The organism is Thalassospira sp. NFXS8, from assembly GCF_040148805.1.
In the GTDB taxonomy this organism is placed as follows: Bacteria; Pseudomonadota; Alphaproteobacteria; order Rhodospirillales; family Thalassospiraceae; genus Thalassospira.
The window spans coordinates 1-20,703 of sequence record NZ_JAGEMF010000006.1 but is presented as its reverse complement, the minus strand read 5'-3'; the positions used below and the strand labels follow the sequence as shown (position 1 = coordinate 20,703).

Genomic DNA, 20,703 nt, shown 5'->3' with positions numbered 1-20,703 from the left:
ATCAGGCCTGTGAAATATGGTCGCGCCCCGCATTCTTGGAACTGTAAAGTGCCTGATCAACGCGATTAATGATCGAGGAGAGCGTTTCACTGTCGCGATATTCGGTTACACCGGCGCTGATGGTAAGCTGAATGTTTTCCCGGCCAAACCGTACCCCGTTCTGACGGATCATGTCGGCGATGGCACGTGCAAGCTGCATGGCGCTACTTCTGTCACGGCCAGGCAACAGAATGACAAATTCGTCACCGCCCCAGCGGCACAGGGTATCTTCCTCGTGAATAAGGCTTCGGATCATGCTGGCGACATCGCGCAGCGCGGCATCCCCGCCGGGGTGGCCAAAGGTGTCGTTGATTTCCTTGAACTGATCCAGGTCCATACAGATCATGGAAAGGGGGTCTTTGCGGCGGCGGCAAACCTTGGTTACTTTTTCAAATACCAGATCAAATACCTGCCGGTTACAGGCTGATGTCAGCTTGTCATAGGATGCCAGTTCTTCTAACCGTCGCTGGTAGCCCCGAATGGTGAAATAGGCCGTAAAACCAACCAGAACAGTAATAAAAAGCGAAATGGCGATATTGATCAGCAGGGTATTTTCAATGCGCTGATCGCCAAGCTGTTCGTGTTGTTCGACCAATAATAACCAGCCAAATTCCGGCACCAGTCGGCTATTGACGAAAATGGTCTGGGTGCCATCATTGTAACTAACCGATGTGCCCGGTGATGTCAGGATCTGGGTTGCCAGCGGGCGAATACTTTTATGGGCCTGTAAGGTGCGGTCGTTGCCAAAATCGCTACCATGCAGGGTGATGTTGCCTTCGCGATCGGAAAAATAAATCGTACGACCATAGCGCTGCTGATAGGTTTCGATCAGGTTGGTGACAGAATTGACTGCCAACCCAACCCCGGTCACACCAATAACCTTACCTTCGTAATCACGCACCTGATAATTGACGAAAATTGTTAACCGCGATTGATCTGCCGTATCGTGGTCAACATTGATTTCGTAAGGGTCTTTCATGTTCAGGGCATGGAAATACCATGAATCATCGGGGTTATCCGCCGATACCTGCTTTAGGATGCCACTGGTATGATAATAGTTTTTGGTTTTATCCGAGACAAAAAACGCCGTTACCGTGCCATAGCGTTTCTGGATTTCGCTTAAATACCTTGTGACCAGTTTGGAATCCTGTTCGCCATTCAGCGTCCAGTCGCGAAAGAACGTGTCATGCGCCATCAGGGACGAAATGAAGATCGGCTGCAACAAATCACGCTGGATTTCGGAATAGATATTATCGCTGGTAAGCGGCAGTGTGCTTTCAGCGATTTGTTCTTGCAGGGAATCGCGGGCAACATAAAAGCTGACAAAGCTGGTTGTTAGAAACCCAATCCCCAACAGGACACACAGGATAAGGGCAAAATGTAGCTTTCTTCCCGGCACTTCGGATTCCATCTGGTTACAAAACGGGCGCGCAAACCATAAACGCAGCACCAATATTTCGCGGATTTGTAATGTATTTGAAAATGCTACTTAACACCATCGTCGTTTTATTATTCGTAATGATAGCACAGCGTTTTTTTTGGATGGAAAAATCCCGGCACAGTTGTTTTGCGCCGGGATTTTTCTACTTTTCTTAAAGGCCGGGCCGAATTTTTCCTTAGCGCCGGAAAATAACGGTTTTGCTGTCATTGCGAAAAACCCGGTGTTCGCAATGCATTTGAATGGCACGTGAAAACACGACAGATTCAATATCGCGTCCAATTTCAACCATGTCTTCGGCCGTCATGGTGTGGTCGACACGTTCTACTGCCTGATGAATGATCGGGCCTTCATCAAGGTCGGCAGTTACATAATGTGCGGTCCCGCCAATCAGTTTGACCCCGCGTTTATGCGCCTGATGATAGGGCTTTGCCCCTTTGAAGCTGGGCAGGAATGAGTGATGGATATTAATGCAGCGCCCTTCAAGTTCGCGGCACAGGTCGGTTGAAAGCACTTGCATATAGCGCGCCAGCCCCACCAGGTCGGCCTTGTGTTCGCTGATCACGTCGATCAGTTTGTTTTCCTGCTCGGCCTTGTTTTCACGGTTGACCGGCAAATGGTAATAGGGAATGCCGTTCCACTCGACAATGCCGCGCATGTCTTCGTGGTTGGAAATAATTGCCGGAATTTCGATGTGTAAATTATTTGAGGCAACCCGGTGCAACATGTCATTCAGGCAATGGCCGAATTTGGATACCAGCAAAATAACGCGCGGTTTGCGGAAATAGTCGTGCAGTTGCCAGTTCATTGAAAAACGGGCACCAATCGGGGCGAATTTTTCTTTAAATTCGGCTTCGGTGCGAAGGGCGCGACCGGCCTCAAACTTTACCCGCATGAAAAAGCGTTTGCTTTCAGGGTCGCCAAACTGTTCCAGTTTGGTCACAAAGGCCCCTTCATCAGCCAGAAAACTGGTGACATTGGCAACGATGCCAAAGGTGTCGGGGCAGGTAATGGTCAGAATAAAGGTTTTTGAAAGTTCGGACATTTCCGCTGCGGCTTTCGGTTGGTAATGCTGTGTGACCTTGCGATATAGCGGCTGGCTGACCTGCTGCCAACCCGCTATTGGCGCGAAAGTGTTTTGTCCGGCAGCGAAACCGGCATTCTGTATGTGAATAACGTATGATCAGGGGCGAAATGATGCTTTTTTATGTGTTGCGGGGTTGGAATGTTGCAATGCGGGGCAAAACCCGACCGATGTGCAGGTAAATGGCCTGTGATGGCGGCAAGGCCGGGGAAAAAACTGGACATTGCCGGGACTTTGCCCAAGAATCCGCCGCCGGAAAGCGCGGAACCATGCGCCATGAAGCCCGCTATGGCCGAGGTACCCCAACCGGAGCACCAGAATGGTCCGAAACGAATTTGAGCCAAAACTTGCCTCGCTTGTGCGGGACACATGCGTTGACTGTGTTGTCGGGCACAAGGGCTGTGTTGGCTGATTTTGTGATGTCCGGGATGGTGAGCCAAACTGGTTGTTCTGGCCCTGCCAAATTTTGTGCAGGAATGTGGGCAGTGCCCGGACGGGCGGGATTTAAACGGGCATTGCACCAGACGGTGTAATGTGCGCAAAACAGGGCGGCATGTGCCAACAGGGGAAGACGGGGCTGTTCATTGATCGATTTTCGACCAATCCTTTTTATTATTGGCATTTTGCTGGCAACCCTTGCCATTGGCATGATTGTTCCGGCCCTGGTCGATCTGTATTACGGGCATCCCGACTGGTTGGTATTTTCGGCGGCCTCGGCTGTTTCGCTGTTTATTGGCGGGGCGCTGGTCATGATGAACCGCACTGAAAAACTGCGCATGACATCGCGTCAGGCCTTTATCCTGACCACGGCAAGCTGGCTGGTTCTTACCGCGGTATCCGCCCTGCCATTTTCATTTTCAAATATGAATATGAGCTATACCGACGCCTTTTTCGAGGCGATGTCGGGTATTTCCACCACGGGTTCGACGGTGATGGTCGGGCTTGATACGGCGCCGCCGGGCATTTTGCTGTGGCGCGCACTTTTGCAATGGCTGGGTGGGATCGGTATTATCGTGATGGCAATTGCCGTTATGCCGATGTTGCGGGTGGGCGGCATGCAGCTTTTTCGCATGGAGAATTCCGATAAATCGGACAAGGCCTTTCCCCGCGCCACACAGATTGCGATGGGTATTTTCACCCTGTATGTCGTCTTTACCGTGATCTGGACATTTTTGTTGTGGTGGGCGGGCATGTCATTTTTTGATGCGATTGCGCATGCCATGACCACCATCGCCACTGGCGGTTTTTCGACCAAGGATGCATCGGTCGGATATTACGATAATCCGTTGATCGATGTGATTATCACGCTGGGCATGACGACCGGGGCGCTGCCGTTTTTGCTGTATTTGCAAACCTTGCGCGGGCGGCCCTTGTCGCTGTTTCGTGATTCCCAGGTGCGCTGGTTTGTCACCCTTGCCCTGACCATTATCCTGAGTGTCGCGTTCTGGCACAGCGAGGTCAATGGGGTCGGGTTCTGGACAGCTTTGCGGTTTTCATCGTTCAATATCATTTCGGTAATGACCGGGACCGGCTTTGCGACAACCGATTATGGTTTGTGGGGGGCCTTTGCGGTTGCTGTGTTCTTTTTTGTGATGTTCGTTGGCGGCTGTGCAGGGTCGACGACCTGTGGTGTTAAAATTTTTCGGCTACAGGTTCTTTATGAAATTGCCAAAATTCAGCTGAACCACATGCTGCGTCCGCACGGGGTTTTCATTGCCTATTATAATGGTAAACCCCTGACCGAAGATGTCACCGAATCGGTGCTAAGCTTTTTCTTTCTGTTTGTATTTTGTTTTGTGGTTCTGGCCGCAGGCCTTGGGGCAATGGGGCTGGATTTTGTGACGGCTATTTCCAGTGCCGGTACGGCAATTGCCAATGTCGGGCCGGGCCTGGGGCCAATTGTCGGGCCATCGGGCAATTTTGCGACATTGCCTGACGGCGCAAAATGGATGATGTCGGTCGGGATGCTGATTGGGCGACTGGAAGTTTTCACTGTGCTGATTTTGCTTTCGCCCGATTTTTGGCGCGACTAGGCTGTGGCCTGTTAATGGCAGTCATCTATTCGTCTTTATGGTCAAAAATCCTAATGCCTTTGTGTGTCGCAATATGCCGTTTTTGTCTTGGGTATGCTTTGAATTTCAAATAATGAAATTTACATGCGACTATGAAAATCAAGAAAACCTCGCCAGATTGCCCGGCGAGGTTTTTCTTTTGGATGCCTGTCGGGGAGCGAACAGACATCCGACCAGTTGGGGGCTGGTTTTTGGGGCAGTATTACGCGGGGTGTATATTAATTTTCACGGGTGTCAAAAATTTAACGGGCGATACCAAACCCAGGGTCAGGAGCGGATCGGGGATCGGGATAAAGGCCCGGTATCGCCTTGAGATAACTATGCCAAATCGAAGCCCGGCGGTTAAATCGAATAAAATGTTATTTTCGATAGTTTAAAACTATTTATCGAAGGGGATAATTTTATTGCGCCGATACCGGGACCAGGCAACGTTCGGGAATGATCGGTATATTGCCCAGTCTGGCCAGAAACCAAAGCTGAGGGCGGCCGGCGGGATCAGGCGGTAGGGGATGAGGACGGCGAGGGAGCTGCATTAACCGGCAAAATGGCACAAAAGGTTGTGCCCTGTGGCCCCGAGGCTCTAAGTCGCAAACTGCCGCCATGGGCCATTATTAATTCGCGCGCAATCGCCAGCCCCAGCCCCGTTCCGCCTTTGCGCGCGGTCCCGGCAAAGGGCACAAACAGGTTTTTGATGGTTTTTTCGGGCAAGCCGGGTCCGTCATCGGCAATCAGAATTTGAACGGCTTTTACGTTAAGCGGAACGGGCAGTTCGTCAGTATCCATGGTTTTTGCGGCTGGCGATACCAGGTCAAGCGGACCGGCAATATCGTCGCTGTTACCAATTCGGGTGCTGTCGCATGTGCTGGCCGTGATGATGATTTTACTGGCCCCGGCCTCAAACGCATTGCGAATTAAATTGCCAAAAACCCGCAGCAACTGGTCATAATCCGCCTCGACCACCAGTTCGTCGGCAATGTTCAGCTCCATATCGTGATGCTGTATCGAGGAGTCCGGCAAGGTTAGGGGGCTTTGTGTCAGGTCGGTTTCATCAAGGGTATCGCCGTAAATTTGTTCCAGCATGGTGTCGCTGCATTCTTCAAACAATTCGCGCAACGTGAAACGGGAAATATCAAGTACGGGCGGGGCTTCGCGGGCATAGGACAAGGTTTGTTCACTGATATAGACCGCGCGTTCCATCGAGGCGAGCAACCGCGGTACAACCGCGCGGACTTCCTTGTCCTCGCTGCTGGCAAGGCGTTCGGTCATCAGCATTGATGTTGCCAGGGCGTTGCGCAAATCATGACTGATTTTGGTGGCTGCCGTGCCAAGGGCTGCGAGGCGGCGGCGCTGGTTTAGCATGGCGTGCAGGTCTTGCTGCATGTTGGCCAGTTCCTGCTGGGCAATGCCAATTTCGTCTTCGCGGTGGTCGGGGATGATGATGTTGGCGCTGTCTTGCGGGTTACGGCGAAACCGGATCATTTCGCGGGTGAAGCGCCGCATGGGCCGCACCAGCAATAAATTCAGGGAAAAATAAACCAGGGCTGCCGTGCAAAACGAAATCACCAGCGACAGGCCCAGCACCCGCCAGCCAAATTCGTACATTTCGTGGGCCAGCTTGTGTTCATGCACAAGAATTTCAATTTCAAAGGTCGGCGCCATTGATGGCATGCCGATAACACGCAACATGCGGTCCTTGGGCTGGATCAGGGTTTCAAAGGCTTCTGACAGGGCAGATGCGATGCTGAAGGCCCCAAGATTGACGTTGTGGTCAATCTTTGCGGGCATATCGTCGCGCTGTAAAAGAAGTTTACGGTCTTCGCGGCGTAAAACCACGGCTTCAACACCGGCATTGGATAACAATTCGCGGGCCAGGTCTTCGGAAACCATCTGATCGGGGGTGGCTTCGAGGGCGAGCGCGGCCAGATAGGCGGAATCAAGATGCGCCCGCAACCAGTCGATGCGAAATCGCGCGACCGAGGGCGCAAACACAAATATTTCGGCCAGCATCACAAACCCGACGGTTAAAAACAGCAAGCGGGCTGACAGCGATTTGGTCCAGGGTGGCAGGCGAAGATGTGGTCTATCCATATGGCCGGATCATGGTTGGTGGTGCGGGTGGCAAAATGGCCCGGGTGGCCCTGCGAAATGGAAGGTCGCCACGCGAACGATACTTCCGATCCGGACACTAGCCCAAGCGTAACAGCAATCGTACAATTTTACGGGTTTTTTTACTAAACAGGCTGGGCGTATACCACGCCCCGGCCACCCGTTTGGAAATTTCGCCCAATGTCGGGTAGGGGGCGATATGCCCCGCGATCGCGCCAATTTTTAGTTTGCGGCTAATCGCCAGTGACCATAGGCCAATTAACTCGCCCGCCTGATGCCCGGCAATACCGGCACCTAGAATACGGCCTGACGGTGTGGTGATAACCTTGATCAGGCCCTTTGTTTGCCGTTCGGCGCGTGCACGGTCGTTTTCGGCATATTCCCAGGTGACAACACGAATATCGTTGCCATGAAGTGTACGGGCGGCCTGTTCGGTCAGGCCGACCTGGGCAATTTCAGGGGCGATATACGTTACCCACGGCACGGCACTGTGATTGATTTTTGCCGGCAGGCGAAACAGGGCATTACGAATAACAATACCGGCATCATAAGCTGCCATATGGGTAAATTGCAGGCCCCCGGTTACATCGCCGATGGCAAATATCTTTTTGTTGCTGGTCCGCAAGCGGGCATCAACCGAAATTGCCCCGTTGGCGCATTCCACACCCGCCAGATCCAGCCCCATATCGTCGATATTGGCATGGCGGCCTGTGGCAATCAGCAAATGGCTGCCATCCAGCGTCAGATCCGCGCCTTTATGTGTCATTGTCATCCGGCAGCCATTTCCATGTGGTTCCACATGTTTTGCCATGGCATTTTCATACAGGCTGATGCCGTCTTCTTCCAATGCGTGCCGGGCAACGGCCACCAGGTCGGGGTCATCCTTGGGCAGGATGCTGCCTTGTTCAATTATGGTAACGCGCGCGCCAAGGCGGCGATGCGCCTGCGCCATTTCAACGCCGATCGGGCCAGCGCCAATAATAATCAAATGGTCGGGGCAGGTGGTGTGTTCAAAAACGGTTTCGTTGGTCAGATAATTTACATCATCAAGCCCCGGTATGGGCGGGACGGCCGCACGTGACCCTGTTGCGATGACAAAGCGGCGTGCGCGCACGGTTTGCCCGCCGGCAACCAGTTCGCCCGGACCGGTAAAACGGGCGTGGTCGGTGATAACGCTACAGCCCAGTCGTTCAAACCGTTCAACCGAATCGTGCGGGGCGATACCGGCAATTACATCGCGCACATGGGCCATAACCCCGGCAAAATCAATGTTGGGCGGGCTTGCATGAATGCCAAATTCGGCGCTGCGCGATATGGCATGTGCATGGTGGGCCGCCGCCAGTAATGCCTTGGATGGAACGCAGCCCGTATTTAAGCAATCGCCCCCCATGCGGCCTTTTTCAATTAAAACAACGCGTGCGCCCATTTGCACGGCCCCGGCCGCCACCGATAACCCGGCTGACCCGCCGCCAATGATGCAAATGTCGGTATCGATTGTTTTGGTCATGATGTGGGGCTTCCGCCATTGTGTTTGCGATATTTTTTATAGCCCACCGGGATCAGGGCCAAAATGGCCAATCCGATAATCGGGGTCAGGATGCGGGGTTCAAAAATGATGCCAAAATCGGGCGTTTTTCCCTGGTCAAACAATGCCCCCAACCCATCGCCTATCGAAACATAAACAAAGGTTCCGGGGATGATGCCGATCAGGGTGCCAAACAGAAAGGCGCGCAGTTTTACACCCAGCAAAGCAGGCACCAGATTAACCAGCCAGAAAGGAAATAACGGCACCAGACGCAGCACCATCAGATAACACAGGGCATCTTCGGCAAAGCCTTCCTGCATTTTGCGAATGGCATTGCCTGCCTTGGCGTGCATGTAGTCATAAAAGGCATAACGGGCCGCCAAATACACAATCATTGCGCCAATTGTTGCCGCGGTAACGACATAGATTGTGCCAGCCGTTATTCCGAACAGAAAACCGCCAACAATGGTTAACATGGACCCGGCAGGCAGGGACAGTGCGACAACCAGAATATAAATCAGGATAAAGCCAAACACGCTGCTGACCGGGTTTTGCATGACCAGATGTTGTAAATCTGTCCGGTGGGCGCGCAATGTTTCAAATGACAGAAATTCTGTTGCCCCAAAATACCAGGCCACACATAAACCCAGCACCAGAACAGCCATGGGCACCAGTCGTTTTATCGCAATCCGGGCATAACTTTTGCTGCCTCCGGCACCAGAGGCGCAGGTGGCAGGTTGAGGGTTGCTTTGTGGTCGCCGGTTATGTGGTGGCATCAAATCGCTCGTTGGTCTTCCCGGCAATGAAACGTTTGGCACGGGGCGTGGTTTCCGGGAAATGTTTTCCATTCTGTCAGGAACATTAAAATCCTTGTTGCCTGACAAGATGCCAACGGCAACATGGCTTGTATCACCCTGAGAATAGAGCCGGAATTGCAATTTGACATATGAACTGCTTTCACCATTGCGTGATGTCCATACGCGGCCTGCCATTCGGTTTTTTACAGTTTGGGTGCGACATACCGTTTGAAGCGATGAACCGCGCGGATAAAGCCGGGTATCGGTTTATTGCACCAGAAGACGGGGTTAGGGAAAAAACGGGCGTTTTTGTGCGGTTTTGGCATTGTCGATGTCTTGACGTTGGCAAATAGCGGGCGTAGTCTGCGTGTTCGTGGGATTTGTAGACCGGCTTGCGGCCACGTTAAAAACCGCTAAAGAGGACAGGATGGCATCGCCGCCCTGACCTGATCATTTGCCGGTCGGGTTTTTTTATGTCCGGTATGTGAAATGCACCGGGCACAGGAGCAAGACGATGACGACCGAAAAAAAGGCTTCCGATACATGGCGTGCAGCAACCCGTTCTGTGCGCGGGGGCACCAAACGTAGCGGATTTAACGAAACATCCGAAGCCATTTTCATGAATTCCGGCTATGTTTATGATACCGCCGCCGAGGCCGAAGCCTCGTTTGACGGCAGTGGGCCGGAACGTTTCGTTTATTCGCGTTTTGCCAATCCGACCGTTGCCATGTTTGAAGAACGCCTTGCCCTGCTGGAAGGCGCACAATATTGCCGTGCGACCGCATCGGGCATGTCGGCGGTATGGAATGCGCTGGCCGCCTGTACCAGGGCGGGGGGCCGTGTTGTTGGGTCACGTGCCCTGTTCGGGTCCTGCGAATTTATTCTGACCACCCTGTTGCCGCGCTTTGGTGTTGAAACCGAACTGGTCGATGGCACGGATCATGATGCGTGGGAAAAGGCACTGTCCAAACCGGCCGACGCCGTATTCCTTGAAACCCCGTCAAACCCGACCCTTGAAGTCATTGATATCAAATTTGTTGCCGACCTTGCCCACAAGGCCGGGGCCAGGGTTGTTGTCGATAACGTGTTTGCCACGCCAATTTTGCAGCACCCGTTTGAACTGGGTGCCGATGTGGTGGTGTATTCGGCCACCAAACATATTGATGGTCAGGGGCGCTGCCTTGGCGGGGCGATCCTGTTTAATGACAAGGAATGGCACGACGATCATTTGACCCAGTTCCTGCGCCATACCGGCCCAAGCATGAGCCCGTTTAACGCCTGGACGCTGCTAAAGGGGCTTGAAACCCTGAGCCTGCGTGTTGATGCGCATATTCGCAATGCAACGGAACTGGCCAATTTCCTGTCTGCGCAGCCCCAAATTTCCAAAGTAATTTATCCGGCACTGGCCAGCCATCCGCAGCACGAAATTGCAATGAAGCAAATGTCGGGCCGGGGCGGCGGGTTGATCGCGCTGGAACTGGCAGGTGGCAAACAGGCGGCGTTTTCGTTGCTGGACAATCTGCAACTGATTGATATTTCAAACAATCTTGGCGATGCCAAAAGCCTTGCCACCCATCCCTGGACTACAACCCATCAGCGTGTACCGGGCGAAGACAAGCTGACAATGGGCATTACCGAGGGCATGTTGCGCCTGTCGGTTGGGCTGGAAGATATTGATGATCTAAAAGAAGATCTGTTTGCGGCGTTGAACGTATAAAAAAGAGCACAACATTAGCTAATGCCAGGACGGCCTGCCTTGTGCAGGCCGTTTCTTTTTACGGATTTATGGCACAATTATGAGACTCTCCGCGTTTAGATGGGTAGCGGTTTAATTCGAGACTGTCTAAATGTTGCACTAATGAGAAACAGGTTTCCTGTATTGTGCGGGAAAAGCTGGTCTGGAGTTCAGAATGTACAAAGCTGTGACACATAATATCAGGGTGTCGGTAAAGCCGAGTTTTCTTGATGAGCAATCAGACCCGGATCGCCATCGTTATGTCTGGGCCTATCGTGTTCTGATCGAAAATCAGAGCGAAAATACGGTCAAATTATTACGCCGTCACTGGCGGATAACGGATTCTCGCGGGGGCACCCAGACTGTTGACGGCGATGGCGTGGTTGGCGAACAGCCCGTAATCCCGGCAGGCGAAAGTTTTAACTATACCAGCGGTGCGCCTTTGGCGACGCCGGGGGGGTTTATGGTCGGACATTATGTGATGGCCGATCTCGACGGGAACGAGTTTAACATTGATATTCCTGCGTTCTCGCTCGATAGTCCGCATAGTGTTGCGACATTGAACTAATGTAAAAAAACATCAGGGATGCTTTGCCGGGGTCAGGTGCAAAGAACCGTTCAGGACAGATAAAGAAGGATAGACCATGTGCAACGACGAAACGGCAGCAAACCGCCCCAGCCGTGAAGAAGCTGAGGAAGCGGTACGCACATTGCTGCGCTGGGCGGGGGATGACCCTGACCGCGAAGGATTGCGCGGAACACCTGATCGCGTTGTGCGATCCTATGGCGAATTTTTTGCCGGTTATCAGCAGGACCCGGCAGAGGTTTTGCGCCGGACGTTTGATGAAACCGATGGCTATGATGAAATCGTGTTATTGCGCGATATTCGCATCGAAAGTTATTGCGAGCATCACATGGTGCCGATCATTGGGGTTGCGCATATCGCCTATCTGCCGAGAAAACGCGTTGTCGGCATTTCCAAACTGGCCCGTGTCGCTGAAATTTATGCCAAGCGCCTGCAAATTCAGGAAAAGATGACGGCACAAATCGCCAATACCATTCAGGAGGAACTCGATCCCCTGGGGGTGGCGGTGGTGATTGATGCCAACCATCAATGTATGAGCACGCGCGGCGTTCATAAAACCGGTGTGTCGATGGTAACCAGCCGTATGCTTGGCGCCTTCCGGGATGACCCGGGCACCCGGCGCGAGTTTTTCTCGATGATCGGCAAATAACCGCTATCACGGTTGCTGATGGCTGATAATTTTGGGTCGCACATCACCATTGTGCGGCCCTTTTTTTGATAACGTCTAAAATTGCAACTGGCGCAGGGTACGGTCAATGGCGTGGATATAGGACCCGCCAAACAAACGGGCATGCACCAGTAACGGATACAGGTTATATAAATCGCGACGATTGACGAAAAAATCCGGATCAATTTTGCGATGTTGCTGATAGTGCTGGAAAAAGTCCGAAGTCAGGTCGCCAAACAGTGTGCCGAAAGCCAGTTCAGTTTCTGCATCCCCAAAATAAACGGACGGGTCAATCAGTGCTGCCAGCCTTCCCTGATGATACAGGATATTGCCACCCCATAAATCTCCATGCAGCAAGGAAGGTTTGGTATCAGGCGGAATGAATTCACCCAGTTTGGTGCATAGTTTTTCCAGGCGATGATGCAGGCTACCCGGCAGGTTGCCATTTTTTCGGGCGCGATTTGCCATGAATAACAGGCGATGCTCGCGGAAAAAATCACACCAGTTATGTGTTGCAGGGTTGGGCTGGGGCAAGCCACCAATCAGGGTGTCAAAGTCAAAACCAAAATCCGGCGCGGTGACATTGTGTTGGGCTGCCAGTAATGCGGCCAGGTCGCGCAATCCGCTTTGGCCTGCATTGCCGTTCGCTGCAATATATTCCATCACCAGCAGGTTATCATCGCAAAACAGGACGGCTGGATAAGGTATTGGTGAAATTTTCGCCAAACGACGCAGCATTAACCCTTCGATACCGGCATCTCCATTTTGCGATTGTTTGGCAATGACCCTGTTGTGGGGCGGGCTATTTTCTGTCGGGTGGGCAGAAAGGGGTGTCGCCCTGTCCAGCTCTAGCAAATCAACCTTGGCCATCGCACTCTCAGACAGCGTTTTGGTCCGAACGACAGTGCATCCGGTAATGTCGGCAATGCGGGGTGCCAGCAGGTTTGAGTGTTCCATGCTCATCATCCTGTATTTTTATAAACCATGATATTCGCGCAAATGATCCAGCAGGCTTTGCGATGTTTCCTCGATCAGGTCGAACACATGGGTAAAGCCACCGGCCCCGCCATAATAAGGGTCGGGCACGCTTTGCCCGCTGCGTGACGGATGAAAATCAAGAAACAGTTTTAACCGATCCTGCCGGTTTTCCGGGCAGGATCGGTGCAAAACATCCAGATGCCCGTCATCCATGGCAATCAGGTAATCAAACGTATCAAAGTCGCCCTTGGCAAGTTGCCTGCCACGCAAATGCGACAAATCGTAGCCCCGCTTGCGGGCCTCCTTAACCGCGCGCCGGTCGGCAGGGTCGCCAACATGGTAGGATGTTGTGCCGCAACTATCGACGTGGATTTGGCGGCTTAACCCGGCCTGGGCAACCATATGTGCGAAAACGCCGTCGGCGGTCGGTGAACGACAGATATTTCCGGTACAAACGAACAAAACACTAATCATGTCGATAAGCCTTTTTTGATCCTATCGTGATAAATTAGGAGCAGCATGACACGGTATGTGCAGGCATAGAAGCCTGCGTATCGGCAAATGGGGCAGCGTCCGCCACCCTGTGTCTTTTGAGCCTTTTGTAACAGCTTCGTGATATTTATTCTCGCAAGGTGACCGGAACGCAAGATGCTTGTAAGATTACGCCATCAACAAGGGGTGCTTTGCATTAATGCAGGAATTTGTTTCGTTTGGTCTTCAAGGTGCGTTAATTCGCCAACTGGCATGGCTACCGCAGGGATATGAACTTGTCCCTGAAGGGACGGTCATGACAGCAGGGCGGTTACGTTCTGTTATGTTGCGCCTTGAAGAAGCGGCAGGGTCATATGTTCTGGTTAAGCTGGGGCGGCATCTGGCGTTAAAGGAACAGGCCCCTGTCCTGACCATGTTGCGTTATGGCGGGTCGCCGGAACTGATTGTGGAACGCTGGCGTCGGCTTGAAAGTTATTCCCATGCCCGGGGGCGAACCGAACACACCATTACCAGCCGGTCGATCACGCTGCATCGCGGGGCTGTGCGCGGGCAGGCACCGTCGCGGGTGGAAAACCTGCTATTGCACGGTTTTATTGTCGGCCTGCTGGAAGCCATTGGTGTTGAAGGCATTACCAGTGTTATTTTACCGTCGCACGGGTCGGGTGTGACAATGGTGCGCAATGGCAAACTGGTAAAAGTACGCGATTTTCCCGGGCGCGGTCTGCGCTGGCGTATCAGCTGGCAAAGTTTTGTTCCGGTGTCGCCGGGCTATCCGTTTATGGCCAATATGCCTGCGACCGCGCCATCGGCGATGGCGGGGCAGCCGGTTATTCGCAAACTTGCGGCCATTCTGGAAAATGACGTTGGCCGTGGCTGGACAATTGACGAGGTTGCATCCCGGCTTGATACATCCGCCCGTACTTTGCAGCGGCGCTTGCAAAATTCCAATACCCGCTTTTCCGATTTACTGCGTTTGACCCGGGTGCGTGAAGCCTGCCGATTGATTGGTGGCACGCAAATGTCGATAGGCGAAATCGGCTATTGGTGCGGTTTTACCGACAATGCCCATTTCTCACGCGATTTTCGCCGTCTTGTCGGAATGCCGCCATCTGTTTATCGTGAGGCCCAACTGGGGCATGCGGGCCTGACCCGCGTCTGATGATGACGGGTAGATAAGCAGGATGGCGGATCGCGTTCTTGAAATTTCCAATCTGGTGGCGGGGGATCTTCCTCCGGTTAGCCTGTGTTTGCATGTTGGTGAAATTGTTACCCTGCGCGGGCCGTCGGGCATTGGTAAAAGCCGCCTTTTACGGGCCATCGCCGACCTGGAACCCGCACGTTCGGGAACCGTAAAATTGCGGGATGCCGATCTTTCAGCCACACCGGCCCCCAAATGGCGCGACCGGGTGCGATACCTGGCAGCGGAACCAGGGTGGTGGGCGGATACCCCAGCCGCCCATTTTCGTGAAATATCGGCAGTTCGAACCCGCCTGGCGGCCCTGTTGCTGGCTGATGATATTATTGACCGCCCTGTCGCCGAACTTTCCACCGGTGAACGTCAAAGGCTGGCTTTGCTGCGTGGTATGGAAGGCGCGCCGGCGGTGTTGCTGCTTGATGAACCAACATCGGCGCTGGACCCTGCCAGCAGCGAGGCGGTGGTGGAAATGTTACGTGGCTATGCCCGGCGTGGTGGTGCGGTGTTGCTGGTAACCCATAACCTGCAACAGGCCCAATTGCTTGGCGATCGTCATTTTCATCTCGATCACGCCGGGTGTTTTGAAATATCCCGTGACGACATGGCGGAAAGCAGCAAATGATCAATCAGTTTGTTCGGCTGGATATTTTCGATGTCGGGTTGGCTGCAATATTGCTGTTGGCGCACGGGGTGGTGTCGGTGGTTTACCGGTTGGGCCTGGGCCGCAAAATTGTGGTTGCGGGCGTGCGCATGGTGGTGCAGTTGCTGCTGCTGGGTCTTGTGCTGCAATATTTGTTTGCACTAAATGCCCCGGCCTGGACCATTCTTTTAATCGTGATCATGGTCGTGTTTGCCGGTCGCGAAGCCACAGCCCGGCAAAAATACCGCTTTACCGGCTGGTGGGGCTTTGCCTTTGGTACCGGGGCGATGGCAGCGGCCTCAATTCTGGTGACGGTTTTTGCTCTGGCGACCCAGTTTCGCCCCGACCCCTGGTATGATCCGCGCTTTGTTATTCCCTTGCTGGGCATGGTGTTGGGCAACAGCCTGAACGGGGTTTCGCTGGGCCTGATGCGGCTTGGCGAAGCTGCGCGTGACATGCGCCCGGCAATAGAGGCGCGGCTGGCGCTTGGCGGCACCCGGAATCAGGCCTTTGCCCCGGCAATGCGGGTGGCTATGCAAAATGGTCTGACCCCGGTGTTAAATTCGATGTCGGCTTGTGGCATTGTTTTTATTCCCGGCATGATGACGGGGCAAATCCTTGCCGGGATTGACCCCTTGCAGGCGGTTCTTTATCAGCTACTTTTGATGTTTCTGATTGCCGGTGCCACCGGGCTTGGTGTGTGGCTGGCGGTGCGATGCGCGGTATGGCGCTTAAGCGATCCGCGCCACCGTCTGCGTCTGGACCGGCTGATTGCGCATTAGGTGTCTATTCCTGCATGCGGCGGTATCTTTGCTGTCAGCATGTCTTTTGTTTGATCGATGAAAAGCGAGTTTGTGATGTCCGCCGATGATTATGCCGGTTTTTTGCCCCCGGTTTTTGCCAACCGGCCCGACGGGGAAGATATCATCGTTCGGACCTTTATTGTTGGCGATCCGTTGCCGGATCATCAAATGGCAGACATTCCCGCACCGGTGCAGATGTTTCTTGATCTGGTCGCACCGGCAATGGACCGCGCAGGCGCCCACGGGTTTGCCCATCTTTGGCTGGATCATCACCCCCATGAACAACCGGGCTGGCGATTGTCGCTGGTGCATATTGGCACGGTGGATGATTTAAACACCGCAGTTGCCAAACCATTGGCGCGCCTGGCGCAGGCCATGACATTAACCGAATTTGAAACCGCCAGCTGGGATGAAACCCGCCCGCTTTGGCGCAAACGTGCGCAACCGGTTCGTCTGGTTTACTGGGGGCGGCTCGGGCGTCATGTGCGTGCTGTAATCGGGCATGGGGATGCACCTTCCTTTTACCTGCCCGCCGGGGCCGGGGTTCGCAGCGACCAGGCGGTGGCCAGTTTACCCCTGCTTGAAGATATGCTTGGTGTGCGTTCCGGTTTGCAACACAATGGTCTTGGTTTTGAAAATGCCCTGCAAATTGGCATTGCTCTTGGCCGCAGCCATTTGATCGAAAGCTGGATCGAGGCAGGTGGTCATGAAAAAGAACCCTATTTTCGTCCGATGCAAATCTGGCATCAGGCATGGTTGACCCATGCGGTGCTGGATCTGGCGATTGCGGCCCTTGCCATGCCGGGGCAACCGCCGATGCCAACGCTTGATTATGGTGTTAATGCCACCCCTCAAAGCCGCAAGGCCGCCCTTGATGATCTTTCTGCGTGGCTAACGGGGTTGTTTTTTTCCGAAAACAACCCGGCACACCGCAATGCCTTTATTGCCGGGGTGCAAAATGCCGTCTGGCTTGACCCCGATTTGCAGCAATATGTGCAACCTGGGCAGCGCGACGAAATTGTCCAGGGCCTGTTACCCTATTGTCGCTGGTTTCTGGCGATGGCGCTTTATAACCATTTGGGTAATCTGGCCGATAACTGTGCGACGACCGATCAGCTTGCTTTTTATGATCTGTTGATTGCCAGTCTCCCCGAATTGGCCAGCCTTAAAAGCTTTTCAACCCAACGCGATATTGAACAGCATATCATTCGTATTGATGCCGCCCGGGCAGCAGCGGCATTTGATGCACTGGTGATACCCTTTTGTGATCTGTTAATGCCGCGACTGGCTCTTGCTGCCTCGCGCCATTAGAAAATGGCGGGGTCAGGGCGCTTCACCACCGTTCGGACCCCAGAAAATAACCCAGGTGACAAAATCGTCGCTGAAATCTTCAAATCGATGTGCCATTCCGGCAGGTACAAATAAAACGTCACCCGCCGCGCAGGCACTATATGATCCATCCCGGTAAAACATCCCCGACCCGGACTGGATAATATAAAGCTCATCCTGGCGGTGGGGTGTCTGATGGTCGATTTTGTCGGGTGCATAAACTTCAACCGACATGCTGCCCTGGGCCAGCAAAATTTCAAAACGCGGGTCACTGCGCCCGCGCAGGGCCTGCATTGCATCCATCAGGTTTGCACGCCATTTTTCCGGCGGGTTTTGCTGTGGTGTTTTCTGTGTGTCCGGGGCGTTTGTCATGTCGAAATACTCCTGTTTTCTGCCCCAGCTTTGCGCCGCACCCACCTATTAAAAAGGCCCGCCTCGAAAATATCGGGCGGACCATTTTGTCAGGCTACAATTTTGCGATCGCTACTACGGGTAAGACGGCAATTCCCGCTTTGAAACAATTCCAAACCTGATGGCAAGTCCGCTAACCGCGACCAGGCTGGCAATGGCAATGCCCCAAAACAGGCCCGAAACTCCCATATCGCGGACAAACGCCAGATAATATCCTGCCGGGATCATCACACAGATATAGGAAAACATGTGCAAAACCGTGGGGGCCCATTTATCTCCCGTCCCGCGCAGGGCACTCATGGCGGCATTTTGTCCCCCGTCGGTGGGAAAAATAATTGGCATCAAAATCAGCAATCCCGACGTCCCGGCAATAACCGCGACATCTTCGCTAAACAGCTCGGCGACCCAGGCGGGAAAGAAATAAACCGGCAGGCTCAGGCAAAACATCACCACCATGGTGGTGGTCAGGCCAATCCATCCGGCCAGCGCCATATCGGGGCGGTCGCGTCGGCCATAGGCAATACCCACCCGGACGGACGTTGCCGAGGCAAGGCCAAGGGCAAACATAAACATCAAGGCCAGAATGGTCATGGTAATGCCATAGCTTGCCGCACCGATAATCCCGATCCGTCCGGCAAATAATTGCATGGCCGCAAATGCCGCTGTTTCCATGCCCTGGCTGGCGCCCGATGCATATCCCATTGATCTGGCATCGCGTGAATGGTGCCACCAGCCCGAAAATCCGTCTCGCAGTCCAAACAGAACATGGTCGCGCATCAGCAAAATATAGGCCAGCATGGTTCCGGCCATCAGCCAGCGAATGATGGTGGATGTCCACGCTGCTCCGGCAGCACCCAGTTCCGGCAGGCCGAATGCCCCATGCACCAGCCCGTAATCAAGCACCAGATTAACGATATTCGCTGCAAGCATCAGCATCATGCCGGGCAGGGGCCGTTGCAATCCTTCCATAAAGAAAGAACACGAAATATAAATCAGCGCAGCGGGCATCCCAATAGCAAGAATATGGGCCAGTTCGCTTGAATGAATAATGATCGCTTCGGGCTGATCGCTCAGGACGAAAATCCACTTTGACTGCCAGGCAACCACGGCAAGCGCAAACCCCAACATAACAGCATAGGGAAAACAGGCCCGCCAGACCTGCCCTGCTGCCTGGTGATTTTTTCGGCCAAAGGCATGCGACGTCATAATCATGATGCCGGTCAAAAGGCCAATGCCTGTCACCAGCAATGATATGAATGGCGCGTGGGCGATATTCAGATAGGCCAGGCTGGAACTGTCGTAATTGCCGACAATAATCGTATCGACAACCGACATGACCAGCATGCCGATACGGGCAATGACCACCGGCAATGCCAGGCGGAACAATTCGGACAAATGCCGCCTTACCCGGTTATGAGGATAAAGCGGTTGCGGCGATATGTTGGGTGTCAGGTCATTTTCAGGCGTCGTCATAGGTTGGGGCGTTTCCGAAATGTATCCCTGTTTGATATGCCCGTGGGTGGCAGCGGCATATCAACTGGCAGTGGGATATCTTGTTAAATGAAGGCACGTTTACCGAATGGGGGGGATGGCCGTTGTCATCAAGGCGGGATTATCTGTAATAATCGCGCGAACACCCCAGGACAGCAATGTGCGTGCCCGATCCGGATCATTGACCGTATAGCAGATCAAAGGCACATTTTCGCCTGTTATTTCAGCGCATTTTTCAGCCGTAAGTTGCTCTTGATCCACATGCAGGGCGGCGGCTTTCAGGGCGGTATATTGCGCTTTCCAGTCCGCCGGCACGTCTTCAACCAGCCAGCCACAATCAAGCCCGGGGCATAGCTCGGCCATTATGGCTACAACTTGCGGATCAAAGCTCGACAATAAAATTGGCACATCGCGCCGATTGCCGATTGTTGCGGCAACCTTGCGCGCCAATACCATCGCATCACAGCCCGATGGTTTGATTTCAAGATTGACCCCCATATACAGGGCCGCCAGCGTATCAAGGGTTTCGTCCAGGGTTGGTATGCGTTCCCCTTTATATATGTCTGAAAACCATGCTCCGGCATCAAGGGTGCGCAAGGTGCCCAGGTCCTGCTGATGAATGGGGCCCGTGCCATTGGTGGTGCGATCAAGGGTATCGTCGTGGATCAGCACACATTGGTCATCGGCACTTAATGTCACATCGCATTCAATCCAGTTCACACCGCGAACCTGGGCAATCCGAAATGCAGCAATGGTATTTTCCGGGGCTTCAATCGATGCGCCACGATGGGCAATAATGTGGGGAACGCGGATCATGATATGTGCTTTACCTGTCTATAGGGGAAACCGGCAATCGGAATGGCGATAATGCCTGTTGGTTTGTTCCGTTGTGCCTGGCGGGTCTCTAATATGGCTAAAACCTCTTTACGCTGCCTGCAAAATTTACAAAAGCGAAAATACTGTGTCGGTCAAAGGCCCGTTTTCTTCGTTTATATAAAGAAATCCCCGGACTCCAATGCAATAGCCCCGGTTTTTTTGCCCGGGCATTTGTCATAAAACCGACATCGGCGAAGGTTTTGCATTGCGGTTGGAAAAAATGCTGCACCCGCGATGTCCGCAAACCCCAGTGTTTATGCGGACTGTTTCGGGGGTGTACCTAACATTAGGCAAAAAACTCGTAAATTCTGCAAAAAAGGTGTTTACAGGTGGCGGACTGGGGCCTATAACCCGCCTCCACCGACGGGGTGCGGCGCTGGTAACTAGGGCGACGCGGACTGGTCGGGGCGGGGATTTTCCCCGGAGTTCTTTGACATTG

General features: G+C 53.4%; 18 protein-coding genes and 1 riboswitch. Of the genes, 8 read left to right on the top strand and 10 right to left on the bottom strand.

All coding sequences use genetic code 11. The features are described 5' to 3' along the window. Window position 1 precedes the first annotated feature (1 nt). Together J4E05_RS21975 and purU are read right to left on the bottom strand one after the other, a co-directional pair. Window positions 2-1,489 (bottom strand): sensor domain-containing diguanylate cyclase, encoded by a 1,488-nt coding sequence (locus tag J4E05_RS21975; protein ID WP_349600203.1) that lies wholly within the window; start codon window positions 1,487-1,489, stop codon window positions 2-4. 166 nt (window positions 1,490-1,655) lie between these two features. After that, on the bottom strand, window positions 1,656-2,522 hold the full coding sequence (gene purU / locus J4E05_RS21970; RefSeq protein WP_085592858.1) for a formyltetrahydrofolate deformylase: 867 nt from the start codon (window positions 2,520-2,522) through the stop codon (window positions 1,656-1,658). Window positions 2,523-3,145: 623 nt separating this feature from the next. Here purU and J4E05_RS21965 point away from each other — a divergent pair. Continuing rightward, window positions 3,146-4,594, top strand: a complete 1,449-nt coding sequence (locus J4E05_RS21965; protein ID WP_349600201.1) for a TrkH family potassium uptake protein — start codon at window positions 3,146-3,148, stop codon at window positions 4,592-4,594. A 534-nt stretch (window positions 4,595-5,128) separates the two neighbouring features. Here J4E05_RS21965 and J4E05_RS21960 read toward each other — a convergent pair. The 3 genes from J4E05_RS21960 to J4E05_RS21950 form a co-directional block, all read right to left on the bottom strand. Then, on the bottom strand, window positions 5,129-6,721 hold the full coding sequence (locus tag J4E05_RS21960; RefSeq protein WP_349600199.1) for an ATP-binding protein: 1,593 nt from the start codon (window positions 6,719-6,721) through the stop codon (window positions 5,129-5,131). A gap of 97 nt (window positions 6,722-6,818) precedes the next feature. Further along, on the bottom strand, window positions 6,819-8,246 hold the full coding sequence (locus J4E05_RS21955) for a dihydrolipoyl dehydrogenase family protein (protein WP_349600198.1): 1,428 nt from the start codon (window positions 8,244-8,246) through the stop codon (window positions 6,819-6,821). Beyond that, entirely contained in the window at window positions 8,243-9,040 is a 798-nt protein-coding gene (locus J4E05_RS21950; RefSeq protein ID WP_349600196.1) for a TVP38/TMEM64 family protein, read from the bottom strand. Before J4E05_RS21950 ends, J4E05_RS21955 begins: the two co-directional genes overlap by 4 nt. Before the next feature lie 384 nt (window positions 9,041-9,424). Next, a riboswitch (SAM riboswitch) is annotated at window positions 9,425-9,499 on the top strand. A 76-nt stretch (window positions 9,500-9,575) separates the two neighbouring features. On the opposite strand from J4E05_RS21950, the gene metZ reads away from it, so the two are divergent. The 3 genes from metZ (at window position 9,576) to folE (ending at window position 12,031) form a co-directional block, all read left to right on the top strand. Further along, complete coding sequence (gene metZ / locus J4E05_RS21945) at window positions 9,576-10,778, top strand: O-succinylhomoserine sulfhydrylase (protein ID WP_085592869.1); 1,203 nt, start codon at window positions 9,576-9,578, stop codon at window positions 10,776-10,778. A 193-nt stretch (window positions 10,779-10,971) separates the two neighbouring features. Next, entirely contained in the window at window positions 10,972-11,364 is a 393-nt protein-coding gene (gene apaG / locus J4E05_RS21940) for a Co2+/Mg2+ efflux facilitator ApaG/CorD (RefSeq protein ID WP_085592871.1), read from the top strand. 76 nt (window positions 11,365-11,440) lie between these two features. Then, window positions 11,441-12,031, top strand: coding sequence for a GTP cyclohydrolase I FolE (gene folE, locus J4E05_RS21935; protein WP_085592873.1), 591 nt, complete (start codon window positions 11,441-11,443; stop codon window positions 12,029-12,031). Between the two features lie 75 nt (window positions 12,032-12,106). Here the strand turns inward: folE and J4E05_RS21930 are convergent, their stop codons facing one another. Then, complete coding sequence (locus J4E05_RS21930; protein WP_349600193.1) at window positions 12,107-13,006, bottom strand: fructosamine kinase family protein; 900 nt, start codon at window positions 13,004-13,006, stop codon at window positions 12,107-12,109. Between the two features lie 18 nt (window positions 13,007-13,024). Continuing rightward, window positions 13,025-13,501 carry a low molecular weight protein-tyrosine-phosphatase gene (locus J4E05_RS21925; RefSeq protein WP_349600191.1) on the bottom strand — a complete coding sequence of 159 codons (477 nt, stop codon included), beginning with the start codon at window positions 13,499-13,501 and terminating at the stop codon, window positions 13,025-13,027. A gap of 217 nt (window positions 13,502-13,718) precedes the next feature. On the opposite strand from J4E05_RS21925, the gene J4E05_RS21920 reads away from it, so the two are divergent. The 4 genes from J4E05_RS21920 (at window position 13,719) to J4E05_RS21905 (ending at window position 17,468) form a co-directional block, all read left to right on the top strand. Continuing rightward, window positions 13,719-14,678: a helix-turn-helix transcriptional regulator gene (locus tag J4E05_RS21920; protein ID WP_085592879.1), complete on the top strand. Its 960-nt coding sequence runs from the start codon at window positions 13,719-13,721 to the stop codon at window positions 14,676-14,678. Between the two features lie 22 nt (window positions 14,679-14,700). Next, on the top strand, window positions 14,701-15,336 hold the full coding sequence (locus J4E05_RS21915) for an ABC transporter ATP-binding protein (protein WP_349600188.1): 636 nt from the start codon (window positions 14,701-14,703) through the stop codon (window positions 15,334-15,336). Beyond that, window positions 15,333-16,136, top strand: coding sequence for an ABC transporter permease (locus tag J4E05_RS21910; RefSeq protein ID WP_349600186.1), 804 nt, complete (start codon window positions 15,333-15,335; stop codon window positions 16,134-16,136). Before J4E05_RS21915 ends, J4E05_RS21910 begins: the two co-directional genes overlap by 4 nt. 75 nt (window positions 16,137-16,211) lie before the next feature. Further along, complete coding sequence (locus tag J4E05_RS21905; protein WP_349600184.1) at window positions 16,212-17,468, top strand: hypothetical protein; 1,257 nt, start codon at window positions 16,212-16,214, stop codon at window positions 17,466-17,468. A 12-nt stretch (window positions 17,469-17,480) separates the two neighbouring features. Here the strand turns inward: J4E05_RS21905 and J4E05_RS21900 are convergent, their stop codons facing one another. The 3 genes from J4E05_RS21900 to J4E05_RS21890 form a co-directional block, all read right to left on the bottom strand. Further along, a complete protein-coding gene (locus J4E05_RS21900; RefSeq protein ID WP_349600182.1) occupies window positions 17,481-17,858 on the bottom strand; it encodes a cupin domain-containing protein in 378 nt (125 codons plus the stop codon). 114 nt (window positions 17,859-17,972) lie between these two features. Further along, window positions 17,973-19,370 carry an MATE family efflux transporter gene (locus tag J4E05_RS21895; protein ID WP_349600180.1) on the bottom strand — a complete coding sequence of 466 codons (1,398 nt, stop codon included), beginning with the start codon at window positions 19,368-19,370 and terminating at the stop codon, window positions 17,973-17,975. A gap of 99 nt (window positions 19,371-19,469) precedes the next feature. After that, window positions 19,470-20,204, bottom strand: a complete 735-nt coding sequence (locus J4E05_RS21890) for a glycerophosphodiester phosphodiesterase family protein (protein ID WP_349600178.1) — start codon at window positions 20,202-20,204, stop codon at window positions 19,470-19,472. Window positions 20,205-20,703 lie beyond the last annotated feature (499 nt).

Bases quoted from the DNA above. Each gene is read 5' to 3' on its own strand.
- J4E05_RS21910 (WP_349600186.1), top strand. From the start codon at position 15,333: ATGATCAATCAGTTTGTTCGGCTGGATATTTTCGATGTCGGGTTGGCT.
- J4E05_RS21955 (WP_349600198.1), bottom strand. From the start codon at position 8,246: ATGACCAAAACAATCGATACCGACATTTGCATCATTGGCGGCGGGTCA.
- J4E05_RS21905 (WP_349600184.1), top strand. From the start codon at position 16,212: ATGTCCGCCGATGATTATGCCGGTTTTTTGCCCCCGGTTTTTGCCAAC.
- J4E05_RS21900 (WP_349600182.1), bottom strand. From the start codon at position 17,858: ATGACAAACGCCCCGGACACACAGAAAACACCACAGCAAAACCCGCCG.
- J4E05_RS21930 (WP_349600193.1), bottom strand. From the start codon at position 13,006: ATGGAACACTCAAACCTGCTGGCACCCCGCATTGCCGACATTACCGGA.
- J4E05_RS21915 (WP_349600188.1), top strand. From the start codon at position 14,701: ATGGCGGATCGCGTTCTTGAAATTTCCAATCTGGTGGCGGGGGATCTT.
- J4E05_RS21890 (WP_349600178.1), bottom strand. From the start codon at position 20,204: ATGATCCGCGTTCCCCACATTATTGCCCATCGTGGCGCATCGATTGAA.
- J4E05_RS21925 (WP_349600191.1), bottom strand. From the start codon at position 13,501: ATGATTAGTGTTTTGTTCGTTTGTACCGGAAATATCTGTCGTTCACCG.
- purU (WP_085592858.1), bottom strand. From the start codon at position 2,522: ATGTCCGAACTTTCAAAAACCTTTATTCTGACCATTACCTGCCCCGAC.
- J4E05_RS21960 (WP_349600199.1), bottom strand. From the start codon at position 6,721: ATGGATAGACCACATCTTCGCCTGCCACCCTGGACCAAATCGCTGTCA.
- J4E05_RS21920 (WP_085592879.1), top strand. From the start codon at position 13,719: ATGCAGGAATTTGTTTCGTTTGGTCTTCAAGGTGCGTTAATTCGCCAA.
- J4E05_RS21950 (WP_349600196.1), bottom strand. From the start codon at position 9,040: ATGCCACCACATAACCGGCGACCACAAAGCAACCCTCAACCTGCCACC.
- metZ (WP_085592869.1), top strand. From the start codon at position 9,576: ATGACGACCGAAAAAAAGGCTTCCGATACATGGCGTGCAGCAACCCGT.
- apaG (WP_085592871.1), top strand. From the start codon at position 10,972: ATGTACAAAGCTGTGACACATAATATCAGGGTGTCGGTAAAGCCGAGT.
- folE (WP_085592873.1), top strand. From the start codon at position 11,441: ATGTGCAACGACGAAACGGCAGCAAACCGCCCCAGCCGTGAAGAAGCT.
- J4E05_RS21895 (WP_349600180.1), bottom strand. From the start codon at position 19,370: ATGACGACGCCTGAAAATGACCTGACACCCAACATATCGCCGCAACCG.